At 41.2% G+C, this 18511-nt stretch carries 11 protein-coding genes; 8 read left to right on the top strand and 3 right to left on the bottom strand.

Translation table 11 applies throughout. The features are described 5' to 3' along the window. Together OQ279_RS16190 and dacB are read right to left on the bottom strand one after the other, a co-directional pair. On the bottom strand, window positions 1–751 hold a 751-nt coding region (locus OQ279_RS16190; RefSeq protein WP_266071088.1), incomplete at its 3' end, for a S66 peptidase family protein. A gap of 40 nt (window positions 752–791) precedes the next feature. Next, entirely contained in the window at window positions 792–2111 is a 1320-nt protein-coding gene (gene dacB / locus OQ279_RS16185; RefSeq protein ID WP_266071086.1) for a D-alanyl-D-alanine carboxypeptidase/D-alanyl-D-alanine endopeptidase, read from the bottom strand. Between the two features lie 154 nt (window positions 2112–2265). On the opposite strand from dacB, the gene OQ279_RS16180 reads away from it, so the two are divergent. From OQ279_RS16180 to OQ279_RS16160, 4 genes are all read left to right on the top strand, one after another. After that, on the top strand, window positions 2266–5445 hold the full coding sequence (locus OQ279_RS16180) for a SusC/RagA family TonB-linked outer membrane protein (protein ID WP_266071084.1): 3180 nt from the start codon (window positions 2266–2268) through the stop codon (window positions 5443–5445). A 10-nt stretch (window positions 5446–5455) separates the two neighbouring features. Further along, entirely contained in the window at window positions 5456–6847 is a 1392-nt protein-coding gene (locus OQ279_RS16175; RefSeq protein ID WP_266071083.1) for a SusD/RagB family nutrient-binding outer membrane lipoprotein, read from the top strand. Between the two features lie 64 nt (window positions 6848–6911). Then, on the top strand, window positions 6912–8996 hold the full coding sequence (locus OQ279_RS16165; protein WP_306419805.1) for an N-acetylmuramoyl-L-alanine amidase: 2085 nt from the start codon (window positions 6912–6914) through the stop codon (window positions 8994–8996). Between the two features lie 91 nt (window positions 8997–9087). After that, window positions 9088–9720, top strand: coding sequence for a 7-carboxy-7-deazaguanine synthase QueE (locus OQ279_RS16160; RefSeq protein WP_266071081.1), 633 nt, complete (start codon window positions 9088–9090; stop codon window positions 9718–9720). Between the two features lie 58 nt (window positions 9721–9778). Here the strand turns inward: OQ279_RS16160 and OQ279_RS16155 are convergent, their stop codons facing one another. Continuing rightward, window positions 9779–10354: a DUF2911 domain-containing protein gene (locus OQ279_RS16155; RefSeq protein WP_266071079.1), complete on the bottom strand. Its 576-nt coding sequence runs from the start codon at window positions 10352–10354 to the stop codon at window positions 9779–9781. Between the two features lie 407 nt (window positions 10355–10761). Between OQ279_RS16155 and gyrB the strand changes: the two genes are divergently transcribed. The 4 genes from gyrB (at window position 10762) to secDF (ending at window position 18054) form a co-directional block, all read left to right on the top strand. After that, a complete protein-coding gene (gene gyrB / locus OQ279_RS16150) occupies window positions 10762–12702 on the top strand; it encodes a DNA topoisomerase (ATP-hydrolyzing) subunit B (RefSeq protein ID WP_266071078.1) in 1941 nt (646 codons plus the stop codon). Between the two features lie 118 nt (window positions 12703–12820). Continuing rightward, complete coding sequence (locus tag OQ279_RS16145) at window positions 12821–13816, top strand: DUF6588 family protein (protein ID WP_266071077.1); 996 nt, start codon at window positions 12821–12823, stop codon at window positions 13814–13816. A gap of 83 nt (window positions 13817–13899) precedes the next feature. Further along, on the top strand, window positions 13900–14829 hold the full coding sequence (gene mdh, locus OQ279_RS16140) for a malate dehydrogenase (protein WP_266071076.1): 930 nt from the start codon (window positions 13900–13902) through the stop codon (window positions 14827–14829). 228 nt (window positions 14830–15057) lie between these two features. Next, the gene (gene secDF / locus OQ279_RS16135) at window positions 15058–18054 is read left to right on the top strand and encodes a protein translocase subunit SecDF (RefSeq protein WP_266071075.1); all 2997 of its coding nucleotides are present in this window, start codon (window positions 15058–15060) and stop codon (window positions 18052–18054) included. Window positions 18055–18511 lie beyond the last annotated feature (457 nt).

The raw sequence follows: 18511 nt of genomic DNA, 5'->3' as shown, positions 1-18511 counted from the left end.
CATCTTCGAGGTAGAGAATTTTATTTTGCCAGTCGGTAGGAAAATAAGGGGTGCCCATAATATTGGTAAGTACAGAAAGATTTCCGCCCAGGAGTTCTCCCGTTGCGGTTCCCGGAGTTATGGTTCTTATCCTGTTTCTGGTTTGGGCAAGCATTCCGCCTTTCTCATTTGGGTTTGAGTAGGGAATAGCTTCTGCATTAAATAGAAGGTCTTTAAAATGATCTACAGCAAAAGAATTCCATGTTGAGGTTGCCAAAGGCCCGTGAAAGGTGACAAGTCCGGTTTTTTTATAAATAGCCAGGTGCAATGCAGTAATGTCGCTGTAACCTATAAATATCTTCGGATATTTTTTGATTTCCTCATAATCGAGCAGTGGCAGAATTCTCGCCGCCCCCGAGCCACCTCTAAGGCAAATTATCGCATTAACTTCAGGATCCCGCCACATGTCATTAAATTCGGTAGCCCTTTGTTCATCAGTTCCTGCAAGATGACCATGGCGGGTGCGCACAAACTCTCCCAACTTCACTTTAAGGCCCATGGCCTGCATAGATTCAATAGCAATCTCATAAGGTTCAGACTCATATATGGCCCCCGCAGGGCTCACTATGCCAATGGTATCACCTACAGCTAGGCGTTTTGGTTTAGAAACATCCTGTAAAGAACCTGTGACAGGAAATGAACTGGCTAAACTATGAAGCGGAATTGCAAGGCTGCCAAGGCCCACATTGCGAAGAAAATTTCGTCTCTGCATAATTTTGGTTTAAAAATGGCATTTTTGAGCCTCCATAAAACTAATAATTTAAATGGATATCACGCAGAATGATCTCCATACCTGCTTTTATTTCTGCGGAAGGAACCATGTAGTTGTTATTCATAAAGCTGAAGATGAGTACTTTGCCGTTTTTGGTTTTTAAATAGCCGCTTAAAGCATGTACGTTGCTAATTGTCCCGGTTTTGGCATAGATATAAGGCTCTTTGGCTTTATAAAAGTTTTTGATGGTGCCAGATTCACCTCCGGCAGGGAGCAGTTCAAAAAGCCTTTTTTGAGGCACCTCTTTAGAGATCTTTTCCAGGAGCTCTACCACTGTTTTAGGAGTGAATTTATTGTAGATGGACAAACCAGAGCCATCTACCCAGTTAATCTCCTGAGATAGATCCTGAAGGTGATTTTTCTTTATATAATTAATGGCTATATCCGTTTTAAGGGTATCAGATATTTCTCTGGAACTCATAAGCAGCAGCTGCTCGGCAATAAAGTTGTCACTAACCTGCAGCATTCGCTTGTAAAGGCTGTCTGTAGGAATACTATACAGTAGTTTGCTATTGCTGAAGTCTACTTTTTTAGGATCCAGTATTTTTACCGGTTTCTGAAGGGTGTCGGCCAGTAGCGCGGTAACCAGATGTGGGGAATGAATAAAAGGGACAATTCGGCTTCTGTTTTCTGCTTCGGCGGGCTGCTGATAAAGGAATTTGTTTTGGTCGTGATTTCTCACAACTGTAAAGCTGCTTCCTGAGTCAGGGGAATCTTTTACGAGGTAACGATTGAAATACGCAGGTTTGGCAACGGGAACTGTATCTTCAGCTGAAGATGTGAAGGTGGCATAATTTCCGAAGAGGGGCATAGCTGCCCGTTCTACAGAATAGTAGTAGCTGTAATCATCCCACGACCAGCCGGGGCCAAAATGTTTTTCCTCATGTATGGGCGGCACGTAATAAAGGGTTTCATTTCTTTCTTTTAAAAAATCATAAACGGCAGTAGATTGCAGTTTATCGTACAAAAAAGAAGGATCGCCTGTCCCTCTAAAAATCAGGGAATCTTCCTTTACAATATACTCAAGGCCTACAGCGGAATCCCCTAAAATTTTTAAACCTGCATAGAAAGTAAAAAGTTTAGTGTTTGAGGCCGGGGTGAAATATTTTTCGGAGTTGTGTTCAAAAACGACTTTTTTCTCAGCCGGATCATAAATATATATTCCGGAAAATCCTGTTTTAAAAGCCGGATATTCCTGCAATGTATTTTGTGCTTCCATAGTGAGCTTACGCGAGGAGGAGCAGGAGCTGAAGATTAAAACTATCAGAATAATTTGAAGAACAAGCTTCAAAAATGACATTTTTGAATGATTGTTTTTTCTCACTTGTACGGGATTTTAAAAAGAAAATTCAAGTTAGCTTTTTTTTCTTATCTAAAGGTTTTTAAGAAGAAAAGATTGAAACGTGAAAAAATTTAATAGCTTTTCATCAATTTTTAACTCAAAAACCAAACAAATGAGAAACAAAATTACACTGTTTTCATTCCTGATCGCTCTTGTGCAGTTCATGAATGTGCAGGCCCAGGAAAGGGTGATTTCGGGTACGGTAATCAGTGCTCAAAAGAGTATGCCGATTCCCGGAGTAAACGTTATTATTGAAGGTACCAATAAAGGTACTGTGACCGACTTTGATGGGAATTTTTCTATTAAAGCAGAAACCGGAGATGTGCTTAGCTTCTCTTCTATTGGTTACAAAACTGTGAAACGTACTGTGGGCTCAAACGACCAGATTAATGTACAACTGGAAGCCGATCTCCAGGCCCTCGATGAGGTGGTGGTAACAGCCCTGGGGATTTCAAGGGATAAGAAATCCCTTGGATATGCCACACAGGAAGTAGATGGGGAAGATCTAACAGTTGCCAAAGACCAAAATGTTATTGGAGCCCTGGGGGGGAGAGTTGCTGGAGTACAGGTTACCGGATCATCGGGAGCAAGTATGGGGGGGACTCAAAAAATCAAAATTAGGGGAGTAAATTCCATAGGAGGAGGAGACCAGCCTTTAATAGTGATAGATGGTACACCAATTTCAAATGCCAATTTTGCGGGGAGTGCAGGTGCCGATTATGGAAACCTGGGGCAGGATGTGAACCCTGCCGATATTGAATCTGTGAATGTGTTAAAGGGTCCTGCAGCTTCAGCTTTATACGGAATTCGTGGGCAGTATGGCGTTATTATGATCACCACAAAAAAGGGAGCGGCCGAAAAGTTTACGGTGCAGGCTAATTCCACTTTTTCAGTGCAGTCAACTTATGATTTTATGCCCTTACAGAACATGTATGGAGGAGGGTCTAGTTTAGATTTTAGAACACTTCCTAATGGAGATCCCTACGTAGATATATCTGTTGATGAAAGTTGGGGTCCTAGAATGGATGGGACAATGGTAAGGCAGGTCTTTAGTTTTTACCCTCAAGACCCTACCTATGGGCAATTAACTCCTTTTGTGCCCCATCCAGATAATATTAAGGATTTCTATGAAACCGGTTACACTTTTAATAATACTGTATCGGTTGCCGGTGGGGGAGAAAAGATCAACTTCAGAATTAGTCTGAATGATACAAAAATAGAAGGTGTAGAGCCAAATACACATTTAGATAGAAACAACCTTACTGTTCATGCCGATGCCGATGTAGTTGACAAAATAAATGTTTCAACCAATTTTACATTTGCCCGGAATGACGCGCAGCGCCCGGGACAGGGATCAGAGTTTGGGGCTAATTATCTCGTACAATGGTTTCAGCGTAATGTGGATATGAATAGATTGCGGGACTATCAATATGAAGATGGAACTTACCTTCACTGGAATCTTAGCAGGCCAAGTTCTGAAACAGGAGAAGTTACTGATTTTGATCCTTTGTACTGGAATAATCCATTCTTTAATGCCTACGAGAACCTTAGTCAGGATAACCGGGATAGGTTTTTTGGAGATGTGGGAATAACCTTTCAGGTTTTGGAGAACCTTAGTTTGAGTGGACACATAAGAGGGGATCTTTATACTCAAAATATTCAGGAGCGTACTGCCTTTGGAGGTAAAAGCCTTCCATCTTTTTATATCGGAAAATTTCAGAACAAAGAATTTAACTATGAATTTCTTGCTCAGTTTGATGAAGAGTGGGGAGATTTATCGCTTAATGCCAGTTTGGGAGGAAATATCTGGAATAGGAACTACACCTATTTAACCATGGCAACCGTAGGTGGGCTTTCTTCACCGGGTTTTTATAATATTGATGCTTCGATTGACCGTCCTGAAACATCTAATTATCTGCTAAGAAAACAGGTGAGGAGTTTGTTTGGTCTTGTTTCTTTAGGATACGCAGATACTTTTTTTGTAGATGCATCCTTGAGAAATGACAATTCTTCGGCCCTTCCTGATGATAATAATTCTTACTGGTATCCTTCCATCTCGGGAAGTGTGATTTTTAGCGAATTTTTAGATTGGGATCCTTTAAGCTTTGCAAAGGCTAGAGCCAGTTATGCACAGGCAGGATCTGATCTTTCTCCCTATGAAACAACAATGGGCTTTGGAGTGGGAACAGTGTATGAAGGTACCAATACTTTGTTTGTTCCAGATAACCTGAATAATCCAAATATTGAGCCGTCATTTGCTCATTCATACGAGCTTGGGCTCGATTTAAGATTTTTTGACAGCAGGCTGGGATTTGATTTTACTTATTATGAACAAAAGAACAAGAACCAGATTATTAACCTTGATGTTTCAGGGGCCAGTGGTTATGGCTCCACTACAATCAATGCAGGTTTAATTGAAAATAAAGGTATTGAGGTGGCTATAAATGCCAGGCCTATTGAAACTGGAAAATTCTTTTGGGACACCAATCTTAATTTCGCGAGTAACGAAAGTATGGTAGTAGAGCTGGCTCCCGGTATTGATGTGTATACTTACTCTTCCACAACTTACTCCAGTGTGACGAGCTTTCTCAACTCTTATGAAGGGAAGCCCTTTGGAAGTCTTGTAGGTACAGCTTATCAAAGAGATGAAGCGACAGGGCAAATACTTTTAGGTGACGACAATATGCCGCTTTACACAGATGAAACCCATAATTTTGGAAGTGTGCTTCCAGATTTTACGGGAGGCTTCTCCAATACATTTAGTTATGGAAACTGGAGACTTTCAGGGATGATCGAGTTTCAGGGCGGCGGGCAGTTCTTTAGCCGGTCTAAAATGTTAGCGGTAAGAACCGGACAGGACCCCGTAACCGTTGCAATGAACGATAGAGGGGCAAATGTAAGGGATCCCTTAGACCAGGGTGGTGGTGTAAAGGTAGAGGGAATTTCTGCTGAGACAGGTGAACCGGTAAGTGCTTATGTCAATGCCCGAAGCTATTACAGGAATGTATTGGGAAGGCGAATCTACGAAGAGTGGCTTTTTGACGCTTCTTACATAAAAATGAAAGAATTAAGGCTGGGTTATAATCTTACCAAAGAGATCCTGGGCAATTTTCCTGTAGAGAGTGTGCAATTAGCTGTGATTGCCCAAAATCCGTTTATGATTTGGCAGGAAGCGCCAGAAGGTATTGATCCTTCTGCGATTTCTACGGGAGCCCAGTCAATTAGCTGGTACGAATCAGGTCAATTACCGTCAGTGCGATCAATTGGGGTAGACGTAAACATTACTTTCTAAAAAAACAATTATGAAAAAATATATTATCATCTTATTATTTTGCAATCTTAGCTTGCTGGGATGTAGCGAATTTGACGAAGATATTAATGTGAACCCAAATATACCTGGTGAAGCATCGGGAACACAATTAATTGCCAACGCACAATTATATCTTCCATCTTTAAGCTCTTCCCCACAGGGAGAATTTCTGGCCCAGTACTTAGCCGAGACCCAATACGTGGGGGTATCTTTATACCCCGAAGGTTCTACAAACTTTTACTGGTTCTATGAAGGGCCGCTTATGAACCTTGAGACCGTTTTAAATTCTGAAGAAGATTTAAATGCTGCTGAAGGTCCGGTTGCCAACCAGCTAGCTGTGGCAAAAATTTTGAAGGCTTATTTTTACTGGAATTTAACCGATAGGTGGGGTGATGTGCCTTACACTGAAGCTTTGCAGGGGAATAAAAATTTCACCCCCGCATATGACACCCAGGAGTCAATCTATTCAAATTTGTTTGCGCTGTTAAAAGAGGCCAATAGTCAAATAGTTGCAGGTGATATTGATAATGACCTGGTCTATGGTGGCAATATGGAGAAATGGAAAAAGCTGGGTAATTCGCTCAGACTTTTAATGGCTCTTCGTCTTTCTGAAGTAGATCCTCAATGGGCGCAAGATGAGTTTAATGCTGCAATGGCCGATGGGGTGATGAACACTAATGATGATAGCCTGGTCTTTCAGCACTTAGCCGATGCTAACAATCAAAACTACTGGTATGATCAGGTAGTAGAAAGCAATCGGGAGTGGTGGGCTCTCACAGTTAATTTAGTTGAAGAGATGAAGCCGGTTGATGATCCGCGTTTAGAGGTGTATGCAAATCCTGCGCGTGAAAGCGGTGAGTTTATTGGTATGCCCTATGGAGAAACCGAAGCTATAGGGACTGAAGAATATTCATTGCTGGGTTCTGACATTACCGCTCAGGATGCTCCTGTTTATTTGGTAACCTACCCTCAGGTGTTGTTCGCTATTGCTGAAGCTGCGGAAAGAGACTGGGTAACCGAAGATGCTGAAACTTATTACAATTTGGCAATAGAAAAGTCTGTTCTTCAGTGGACAGGTTCAACTGAAGGTGTAGATGAGTTTATAAGTCAGCCAGAAGTTGCTTTTGATCCTGCAAATGCATTAGAGAGAATTTCAGAACAACGTTGGATCCATTTATTTATGAATGGCTACGAAGCGTGGAGTGAGTGGAGAAGAACAGGATTTCCCAATGATTTTGTTCAGCCCGAAGGACGCCCGGTGCCAACCCGACTTGCTTACCCCGATACCGAAGATTTCAACAACGCCGATAATTTTAATGAGGCTGTAGAAAGACAATTTGGAGGGGAAGATTCTATTTATGGTACTGTATGGTGGGATGAATAAAAATCCATTCCCATAATTCTTAAAATCTCCCGATATTGTCGGGAGATTTTATTTTCTACATATTATGAGACACCCGTTCGTTCTTTTTATTTCCCTTTTACTGCTTTCCTGTGGTACTGCCGGTACTAATACTTCCCGGATAATAGATAAACCCATTGTTTTCAATGAAGAACGGGAGGAGCTAAGTTTGGCTTATATGAAAGATAGATATGGTCTTGAAAAAGAAGATCCCACTATTGTGCCTAAAATGGTAGTACTTCACTGGACAGCTATTCCTACCCTCCAAAGATCTTTTGCAGCCTTTAAAGACCCTTACCTTCCCGGCAGCAGAACAGCAATTTCCGGGGCGAGTGACTTAAATGTTTCCACCCATTTTCTGGTCGACAGGGATGGAACGATCTATCGTCTAATGCCCGAAACGATAATGGGGCGACATGTAATAGGATTAAACCATACAGCAATAGGAGTGGAAAATGTAGGAGGCACTCCCGGGACGCCCCTAACTCAAGCTCAACTGGAAGCAAACATCTGGCTGGTAAGGTACCTGAAAACAAAATATGATATTGAGTACGTAGTTGGTCATCACGAGTACACAAGGTTTGAAGATCACGAATTGTGGCTTGAAAAAGATGCGGGTTACAGAACTAAGAAATCAGATCCGGGAGATGATTTTATGGAAAAGGTCAGGGCCGCTACTGCCGATCTTGCTTTTAAACCGGTTCCCGCACCTGTACTTGATAAAACCTTTTCTCTGGTTCGTGAAATTGTAGGTCATTACCAGGATTATAAAGAACCAGGTTTTGAAGAAAGGCGTTTTAAGCATAATGATATTAAGCCTGTCATTCAAAAATGGCAAAAAAACAACCTGTTTGAGGTAAACCAGGTAGGAAAATCAATAGAAAACAGGGAGCTTTATTTAATAAGTATCGGTTCAGGTGAAACTGATGTTTTTTTATGGTCTCAGATGCACGGCGATGAATCTACGGCAACTATGGCCGTTTTTGACATTCTCAATTTTCTCGCCCATGATTCCTTTCAGAAGGAAAAAGAAGCAATGTTGAAGAAGGTAAAATTACATTTTCTGCCAATGCTCAATCCCGATGGGGCTGAGGTATTTCAGCGTAGAAACTCTTTAGGTATTGATGTTAATCGCGATGCTTTGCGTTTGCAGTCACCTGAAGCAAAGACCTTAAAACGGGTTAGAGATAGCCTTGAAGCCGACTTTGGGTTTAATCTTCACGATCAAAGCAGGTATTACAACACACAGGGTTCAGAAAACCCGGCTACAATCTCATTTTTGGCACCTGCTTATAACTATGAGAAATCTATTAATGATGTTCGTGGAAACGCTATGAAACTTATTGTTCAAATGAATCAACTTCTGCAGGAATATGCTCCGGGAAATGTAGGCAGGTACAATGATGATTTTGAACCACGGGCATTTGGAGATAATATTCAGAAATGGGGCACCAGCACTGTGTTGATAGAATCGGGCGGCTTCCCGGGAGACCCGGAAAAACAGGAAATTAGAAAATTGAACTTTCTAACAATTCTATCAGCCATCTTTTCTATTGCTGAAGAAGAATATGAGTCTATGGCTATTGCCGATTACAGCAAAATTCCTGAAAATGACAGCAAACTTTATGATCTTAAAATAAAGGGCTTGCAATATGCCCTTTTTGGAGAGCAATACATTCTTGACTTAGGAATAAACCATTCTGAAGTTTACTCGCAAAATGAAAAGCAACTCTTTTACAGAAGCTACATTGCAGATCAGGGAGATCTCTCCACAAATTTCGGGTATAATACCCTGGATGCTTCAGGATTTGATTTTGAAGCTGGGAAAATCCATGCCGAAGTTTTGCCCAACCTCGATGCTGTGGAAAAATTGAATTTTTCAGATCTTCATTCAAAAGGCGTAGCTTATGTAAGGGTTCAAAACCTGCCAAAAGACAGAAGATATTTTAATTATCCCATTGTAGTGGTAGGCCAAAATTTTAAAGTTTCAGAAGAAATAAAGGTGGGAATGAACCCAACTTTCTTCTTGACAAAAGCAGGAAAACCATATTATGCTGTCATAAACGGATTTGTTGTTCCTCTTGATGGAGAGGCTTCCAATTTTAAGAATGGGTTCATTATTCGGAATTAGGTTTTAAAGAATAAATCGGTTGCCGGAATTGATTGAATTTGGTTATATAATGCCGGTTGCTAAATCCTGTTTTTATGTACCTTTGCCGCTTATGAAAGAACAGGAAATGAACGAGCTGGTGGAGCAGGGAAAGATGCTGCCGCTAATGGAAGAATTTTATACCATTCAGGGAGAAGGTTTTCACAAGGGGACTGCTGCTTACTTTATACGTGTGGGCGGCTGCGATGTTGGCTGTCACTGGTGTGATGTTAAAGAAAGCTGGAATGCGAAGCTGCACCCTCCAACAGGTGTTGAAACTATTGTTGGCAATGCTGTGAAACATAGTAAAACTGTAGTGGTCACTGGAGGAGAACCTCTTACCTGGAATATGGAGCCGCTCACCAGTAGTTTAAAGGAAAAAGGAGCAAAGATCCACATTGAGACTTCGGGAGCATACCCGGTGACAGGAACATGGGACTGGATTTGCCTTTCCCCGAAGAAAATCAAGCTACCCACTCCAGAGATCTACCAAATTGCAAATGAGCTGAAGGTGATAATATTTAATAAACACGATTTCCAGTTTGCCGAGGAACAGGCGGCGCAGGTGAATGAAAATTGTATCCTTTATCTACAACCCGAATGGAGTAACCGTGAAAAGATGATGCCTTTAATTGTAGAATACGTAATGCAGAACCCAAAATGGAAGGTGTCGCTGCAAACACATAAATACCTGAACATCCCATAAAAAAACGCCCTTTCAAAAAGGGCGTTTTTAGATTATATTTTTCCTGTATTGTTACTTCTTATTTTGGTTGCTTGAAGGGGATTTGTACATAGCGGTCATCCCAGCCAATAAACAAGTTTGCGCCATCGTTGGATTCTGCAAAGCTCATTGACAGTGCTTCAATGGGCACAGGTGATTTTCTTACAGGTACAGTGATACGGGCAACATCTTTTTCTACATGATAGTCGTATGCTCCCCAAATATTTGTGCTGTTATTAAGAATGATTGTCCATTCGTTTTCTTTTGGAATGGTAAAAAGCGTGTAAGTTCCTTTTTTGATGGTTTTGTTAGCTACCATGAGGTCCTGGTAAAGCGTGATTTCGGTGGCTTCATTGGCACCTGTTCTCCAAACTTCGCCAAAAGGAACCAATTTTCCGAAGACTTCACGATCACGGGTTTGAGGCCGGCTGTAAAGAACTCTGGCCATAGGTTCGTTGTTTTCTCCTCTAAATAAAGCTACATCCATAGGGCTCACATCAAGTTTTGAAAAGTTGGGCCCGTCATTATCTTTTAAAGTTTCCGTAGTGTCCTGAGCATATAATTGCGTGGTGAGTGACCCCGCCATAACTGCGAACATTATAAAATATTTCTTCATTTCCTGTGTTTTTGAATTATGGGTTAAATATAAACCATGCTGAATAATAATTAGTTAAGGTTTTCTTTAAATCGGGTTAAAAAGATGAGAAATTAAAATACTCATTTCTGGCTTTTTAGGCTTCGTAATTTTGTCGTGTATAAGGGTGTGCTACAATTGTGAATAAATCTGTAAAATTTGGTTCAGGGGTAAATTGCCGGAAAACACTTTCATCCGGAATTTTGAATGTAAAAATAAGGGAGGGAAGTGTTTGAGGCCTCTCTTCTCCAAACCGCTACAAGAGAGGATTTTTCCACATAAATTGTTGATAACTTCAAGGCTTTAACAATGAGGGTAGTGGTTTAACAGGCACGATTTTGGTATATTTGTTCGTTATAGAAATTGATAAAATTTTAACGAATTTAAATATGAGCGAAGAGGTTAAAAGAAGCAGTTATTCGGCTGACAGTATCCAGGCGCTGGAGGGGATGGAGCATGTGCGCATGCGTCCCTCCATGTACATTGGTGATACTGGGGTAAGAGGCTTGCATCACCTGGTGTATGAGGTGGTGGATAACTCTATTGATGAAGCGCTTGCCGATCACTGTGATACCATTAGAGTAACCATAAACGAAGATAATTCTATTACTACAGAGGATAACGGTCGTGGTATTCCTGTAGATTTACATAAGAAAGAAGGAGTATCTGCACTTGAGGTTGTTATGACCAAGATTGGGGCAGGTGGGAAGTTTGATAAAGATTCCTATAAAGTATCCGGTGGACTTCACGGGGTAGGGGTAAGTTGTGTGAATGCACTTTCAGACCAACTTAAAGCTACTGTTTACCGTGATGGAACTATCTGGGAGCAGGAATATGAAAAAGGTAAGCCTGTTTACCCGGTAAGATCGGTAGGAACTACCGATCTTAATGGTACTATCGTAACCTTTAAGCCCGATGCTACCATATTTCAGCAAACTACAGAGTACAGCTATGATACCCTTGCCAGCAGGATGCGTGAACTTGCCTTCCTCAACAAAGGGATCACAATTACGCTTACAGACCGTAGGGAAAAAGATGACAAGGGAGAGTTTATTTCTGAAGTTTTTCATTCCGAAGAAGGTCTAAAGGAATTTATAAAATTCCTTGATGGCACACGGGAGCCTATTATTAGCGAAGTAATTGCTATTGAAGGAGAGAAGAATGATATTCCGGTTGAGGTTGCGATGGTTTACAACACTTCCTTCAACGAAAATCTTCACTCATACGTTAACAACATCAATACCCACGAAGGAGGAACTCACCTTGCCGGTTTCAGAAGAGGGCTTACTACTACATTAAAAAAATACGCAGATGCTTCGGGACTACTCGATAAGCTGAAGTTTGAGATTTCGGGAGATGACTTCCGGGAAGGATTGACGGCTATTGTTTCAGTAAAAGTTTCAGAGCCTCAGTTTGAGGGTCAAACCAAGACCAAACTTGGGAACAGGGAAGTGACTGCTGCGGTTTCTCAGGCAGTTTCTGAAATGCTCGAAAATTATCTTGAAGAAAACCCGAATGATGCAAAAACCATTGTTCAAAAGGTGATCCTTGCGGCGCAGGCACGTCATGCGGCTAAGAAGGCCCGTGAAATGGTGCAGCGTAAAACCGTGATGAGCGGGGGTGGATTACCCGGTAAACTTTCAGATTGTGCTTCGCAAGATCCGCATGAGAGTGAGGTGTTCCTCGTAGAGGGAGACTCGGCGGGAGGAACGGCCAAGCAAGGTCGTGACCGTCACTTCCAGGCTATTTTGCCGCTAAGGGGTAAGATCCTTAACGTTGAAAAAGCCATGAGCCACAAGGTTTTTGAAAACGAAGAGATCAAGAACATCTATACTGCGCTGGGAGTTACGATTGGTACAGAAGAAGACAGTAAGGCACTGAATCTTTCAAAGCTTAGGTACCACAAGATCGTGATCATGTGTGATGCCGATGTTGATGGTAGTCACATTGCAACATTGATTCTTACCTTCTTCTTTAGGTATATGAAAGAATTAATTGAAGCAGGCCACGTTTACATTGCTACGCCGCCACTTTACCTTATAAAGAAAGGAAGTAAAAAGCGTTACGCATGGAATAATAAGGAGCGTGATGAGATCGCCAATTCCTTTAGTGGAGGTGTGAGCGTTCAGCGTTACAAAGGTTTGGGGGAGATGAATGCAGAGCAGTTGTGGGATACTACCATGAATCCTGAATTCAGAACTCTTCGCCAGGTGACCATTGACAACACTGGGGAAGCCGACAGGATCTTCTCTATGTTGATGGGAGATGAAGTGCCACCTCGTAGAGAATTTATTGAGAAGAATGCTGTTTATGCAAATATCGATGCTTAAACAAGCTTTAAATAATTTTAAAAAACCCTGCTTTTTAGCAGGGTTTTTTGTTTGGTGCAATCTGCTGAACAAGCTATACTTTTTTTACTATTTTTACCTGATTACAAAATCCAATATTGTGAAAAAACTTTCCTATCTCTTTCTCCTTTTTCTTCTGCCATCTGCCTTAGTTGCTCAAACTGAAGATAATTCTCAGCTGTTTATTAACGATATGCTTGTGCTGGCCCAAAATTTTGCACAACCTGCTGCCGATGGAGCTTCCTACCAGGCCGGGGCCGGGTGGTTTAGTTCGGCTGCTGCCCTTGAAAAATGGGATTTTAGAGTGTCGGTGCATGGAAATGCCCTTTTTGTGCCCAATGATAAAAAATCGTTCAACCTTAGTAATAGCGATCTTGAATTGCTTGAAATGGAAGGGATCACTTCAGCTACTTTTCCTACAGCTTTTGGAGGTAGTACATCAGAATATTTTGTTGGAGATGTCACTTTTGAAAACCCGCTTACAGGTGGAGTGCTTACTGAAGCGGTTCGGTTCAAAGGAATTGATGGGATCAACAGAGATTATGTGCCTCATGCTTTTTTACAGGCATCTGTAGGAGTGTCTGCAGGTACAGAAATTACCGTACGTGCAATGCCTGAAGTTACCATTGATGGTGTTTCTGCCAGTACTTACGGTATAGGTGCAAAGCATAGTCTTAGTCAGTATTTCAGAAATACATATGCCGAAGGTTTTCAGCTAGCTGTAGGGGCTTCTTACAGCAAGTTAAATGTAGATTATGAATTTGATCCCATTTCGGTTCAGAATTTCTTAACGATGAACCATATTGTTGTAGATGCTAATCTTTTTTTGGCTGAAGTTATAGGTTCCAAAAGATGGAATAATTTAGAAGTTTTTGCTGCAGCAGGAGTGATGAATTCCAATTTTGATTATGAAATGGGAGGAGACGGCATTGCGTTGCCTCGTGTAAACCAGGAACTTGGAGGGATAGAAGGAGGGCAAACCCAGTTTAAAGGTGATCTTGGTTTGAATCTTTATTTTAGCCGGTTTAGACTGAGTGCAATGATGACGGCAGGAGAATTTTTCAATGCTAATTTAGGTCTTTCGGTAGGTATATAATCACAGCTTTTTACGGCTTTTTTTGAGGGAAAAATCCTGTGAAATTCGTACTTTAGCAGGACTATTAATCAAACTAACTCACAATGAAAGTTACTATAGTAGGTGCCGGAGCTGTTGGAGCCAGCTGCGCGGAATATATCGCCATTAAAAATTTTGCTTCCGAAGTAGTTCTAATTGATATTAAAGAAGATTATGCCGAAGGTAAGGCCATGGATCTCATGCAAACTGCTTCCCTTCTTGGATTCGATACTAAAATTACCGGAAGTACAAATGACTATTCTAAAACAGCAAATTCAGACATTGCTGTAATTACCAGTGGAGTGCCACGTAAACCTGGGATGACCCGCGAAGAATTGATTGGGATCAATGCCGATATCGTAAAATCGGTATCTGAAAGCCTTTTAGAGCATTCTCCTAATGTGACTTTGATCGTGGTGAGTAATCCTATGGATACCATGACTTACCTGGTGCACAAAACCACTAAACTTCCGAAGAACAAAATTATAGGAATGGGTGGAGCTTTAGATAGCGCCCGTTTCAAATACAGAATTAGTGAAGCTCTTGACTGCCCTTCGTCAGATGTTGACGGGATGGTAATTGGAGGTCACAGTGATACCGGAATGGTGCCTTTAACAAGACTTGCCACCCGTAACTCTGTACCTGTGTCAGAATTCCTTTCTGAAGATCGCATCAACCAGATTTCTGAAGATACTAAGGTAGGAGGAGCAACTCTTACTAAAATGCTTGGCACCAGTGCCTGGTATGCACCAGGAGCTGCTGTTTCTTCACTTGTACAGGCAATTGCCTGTGACCAGAAGAAAATGTTCCCTTGTTCTGCCCTTTTAGAAGGGGAATATGGGCTTAACGATCTTTGTATTGGAGTACCTGTGATTCTTGGTAAAGATGGGATCGAGAAAATTGTTGAAGTAGAACTTGACGAGGCAGAAAAAGCTAAACTTAAAGAAAGTGCTTCAGGGGTTTCAAAAACCAACGATCTTCTTGAGGTGAAATAATCAGGATCAAATAAATTTTTTAAAGAAGCTTCTCAAAAGTGCCATTTTTGAGGGGAACTTTCATCGCAACAGTGAATTGGCGTGATGAAACCTCCCATTGTAAGGTGCTCTTGGGAAGCTTCTTTTTTTGGTTTTAAAAGTTAATTTTTTCAAAAAATATAATTGGGATTTCTATCTTGAAAACCTATATTTGTCCGTTTTTAAAAAATGAACATAAATTAAAGAATAATGCAGAACAAGGGAATAATCAAGGTATTTGCAATTTTGTTTGCCCTGGTATGTATCTACCAGTTGTCTTTCACCTTTATTGCTGGCAACATTGAGGGAGATGCCGAAGAATTTGCACAGCAGGAAGTCCCCGAGAGTGTAGATGGTTACATTACAGCGCGGGAAAGAGCAGAACAAAGGTATCTTGATTCCATTGGGAATGAAGAGGTTTTTCTTGGAATCACCTACAATTCGGCTAAGGAAAAAGAGCTTAACAAAGGGCTTGACTTAAAAGGAGGTATTAACGTAATTCTCCAAATTTCGGTTAAAGATATCCTTCGGGAATTAGCCAATAACAGTAAAGATCCTGCTTTTAACCAGGCGCTGTTAAGAGCAGACGAAGCTCAAAAAACAAGTCAGGAGAACTATCTTGACCTTTTCTTTGAAGCTTTTGAAGAGATTCCGGATGCACGCCTTGCTTCTCCCGATATTTTTGCAAATAGAAATCTTAGCGATGAGATCAATTTTGAAATGACTAATGAGGAAGTAAAGCCTATAATTAGAAGAAAAATTGATGAGTCTATTGTTTCGGCGTTTGAAGTGCTTAGAAAACGTATCGATAAATTCGGGGTTACTCAACCCAATATTCAGCGTCTTGGATCTTCAGGAAGAATTCTTGTTGAATTACCGGGAGCTAAAGAAATTCAACGTGTACAGGACCTTTTACAGAGTACAGCTCAGTTAGAGTTCTGGCATGTTTATAAGAGCAATGAATTCCAAAACTTCTTTGTGCAGGCAAATAACCTGCTTAAGCAAATCGAAGTTGAGGAAACTGCAGAGACTGCAGAAGCCGATGTAGATACTGCACAGGCCGGGCAGGATGAGATCGATGCTCTTTTAGAATCGGCTAGTGATACTGCACAGGTAGCTGAACAAAACAATCCTTTATTTGACTTAATGGCTTCTCCTGGTTTCCAAGGAGGGCCGGTACTGGCTACATTTAATATCGCAGATACTGCAAAAGTAAGACAGTATCTTAATATGCCGCAGGTGCGCAACCTTCTTGAAGGCGAGCAGCGGTACACAAAGTTTGTATGGGGAATCACCGATGAGGATGATGCAGTTGCCGGTCTTTATGCCTTGAAAGGAAACAGGCAAAATGAGCCGCCACTTTCGGGAAGTGTGATTACCGATGCTACCCAGGCTTACGATCAGGTAGGTAGAGTTGCAGTAACTATGCAAATGAACGGAAAAGGAGCCAAGACCTGGGAAGAAATGACAGGTTACGCTTTTGAGAACCAAAGTCAAATCGCTATCGTTCTTGACAACGTTGTATATTCGGCTCCGGGAGTTTCAACCGGACCAATTTCAGGTGGTAGAAGTGAGATCACAGGAGATTTTTCTATTACTGAAGGGCAGGATTTAGCAAACGTATTGCGTGCGGGTAAACTGCCTGCTTCCGCAGATATTGTACAGAGTGAGATCGTAGGTCCGTCACTTGGGCAGGAAGCTATTGATAGCGGTATCATGTCTTTCGCTATTGCATTAATTTTGGTATTGTTATGGATGGTCTTCTACTACGGAAAAGCCGGTATCTTCGCCGATATCGCTCTTGTAGTAAACATCCTGTTCATTTTTGGTGTACTTGCAGGCCTTGGAGCGGTACTTACATTACCTGGTATTGCCGGTATCGTGCTTACCATTGGTATGTCGGTAGATGCGAATGTGCTTATCTTTGAACGTATTCGGGAAGAATATGCGAAAGGGAAGGTTCAAAAAGATGCCATTAGAGATGGTTTTAGCAATGCACTTTCTTCAATTCTTGATGCGAACATTACAACCGGTCTTACGGCATTGATCCTATTGGTTCTTGGAACAGGACCTATCAAAGGTTTCGCCACAACTTTATTAATAGGTATTGCAACTTCACTTTTCACAGCGATCTTTATTACAAGATTGTTCATTGACAACTATGCCAAGAATCCAAATAAGAGTCTTGAATTCTCTACAGGGGTTACTAAAAACCTTTTCTCTGGCTTGAGCATTAAGTTCCTGCAAAAGAGAAAAACCTTCTATGTGGTTTCAGGAATATTCCTTCTTGTGAGTTTAGGTTCTCTTTTCACTCAGGGATTGAACCAGGGTGTTGATTTTGTTGGAGGAAGAAGTTATACAGTAAGATTTGATAAGGCTGTAAATCCAACCGAACTTGAGGATGAGCTTGTGACCGAATTTGGAAGTGCCAGCGCCAAGACATTTGGAGCAGCAAACCAGATCAAGATCACAACAAAATATAAGGTAGAAGAAGAAGGCAGTGAGGTAGATGAAGAAATTACTCAAAAGCTTTTTGCTGCTGTGCAGTCTTACCTTCCTGAAGGAACAACTTATGAAGACTTTACCGTTGGAGGTGAAGGGGAAAGAGAGATTGGTATCATGCAGTCTATTAAAGTAGGTCCTTCTATAGCAGATGATATTAAGCAGGCCTCTATTTGGGCGGTACTAGGATCTCTTTTAGTGATCTTCCTGTACATCCTCTTGAGGTTTAGAAAATATCAGTTCTCTTTGGGGGCTGTGGTTGCAGTTATTCACGATGTCCTGATAGTATTGGGTGTATTCTCCCTTACTTATAAGTTCATGCCTTTCAACATGGAGATCGACCAGGCGTTTATTGCTGCGATCCTTACGGTGGTAGGTTACTCGCTTAACGATACCGTGGTAATCTTTGACAGGATCAGGGAGTTCTTCAATGAACATCCTTCCTGGACCAAGAAAGATGCAATCAATGCAGCGATCAACAGTACGGTTAGTCGTACAATAAACACCTCTTTAACTACACTTGTAGTACTTCTTGCGATCTTCATCTTTGGAGGGGAAAGCATTAGAGGATTCATGTTTGCTCTTATTGTAGGTGTGATAGTGGGTACATACTCTTCTATCTTTATTGCAACTCCTATTACTTACGATACCTTTAATAAGGAGACTAAGAAAAGAAAGCTTAAACAAAAAGAAACGGTGGAGTAAGAGCCACAAGCATATTATATAAAAAGAGCCTTTCTTCGGAAAGGCTCTTTTTTTTGCCATTTTTGAGAGGGTGGGTATAGTTGTTCAGGTTTTTCTCATGCTTTTTAAAATATCTTTTCTTCTGAAGGTTCAAAGAAGTTACACGCTTTCGCTGATGTCACTGAAAAGCCTTTTTCTCTCAGATAAATTAAATACTCCTGCTGAAGTAAAAGCTAAAGGGTGTTACCGATATTATTTTATGCTGAAAAGGCGCTCCTAAAGCCATAATTCTGTTGCTGAAGGTGAGAGTAAAGCATTAATTCTGTTGCTGAAGGTGAAGTGAAGCAGGGATGAATTTCTTGTCTATGGACTACCCAAAAATGTCATTTTTGACTACCGGTAAAATCAGGGAATAAAGATGATTTCCGTCCTCTTTTTTGCTCTGGGGTGAGTCGGGGATAAAAAGGAGGAAAATAAA

This window comes from Salinimicrobium profundisediminis (assembly GCF_026241755.1).
GTDB lineage: Bacteria > Bacteroidota > Bacteroidia > Flavobacteriales > Flavobacteriaceae > Salinimicrobium > Salinimicrobium profundisediminis.
Note: the sequence above shows the minus strand (reverse complement) of the source record. Positions and strands in the feature narration are given on the sequence as shown.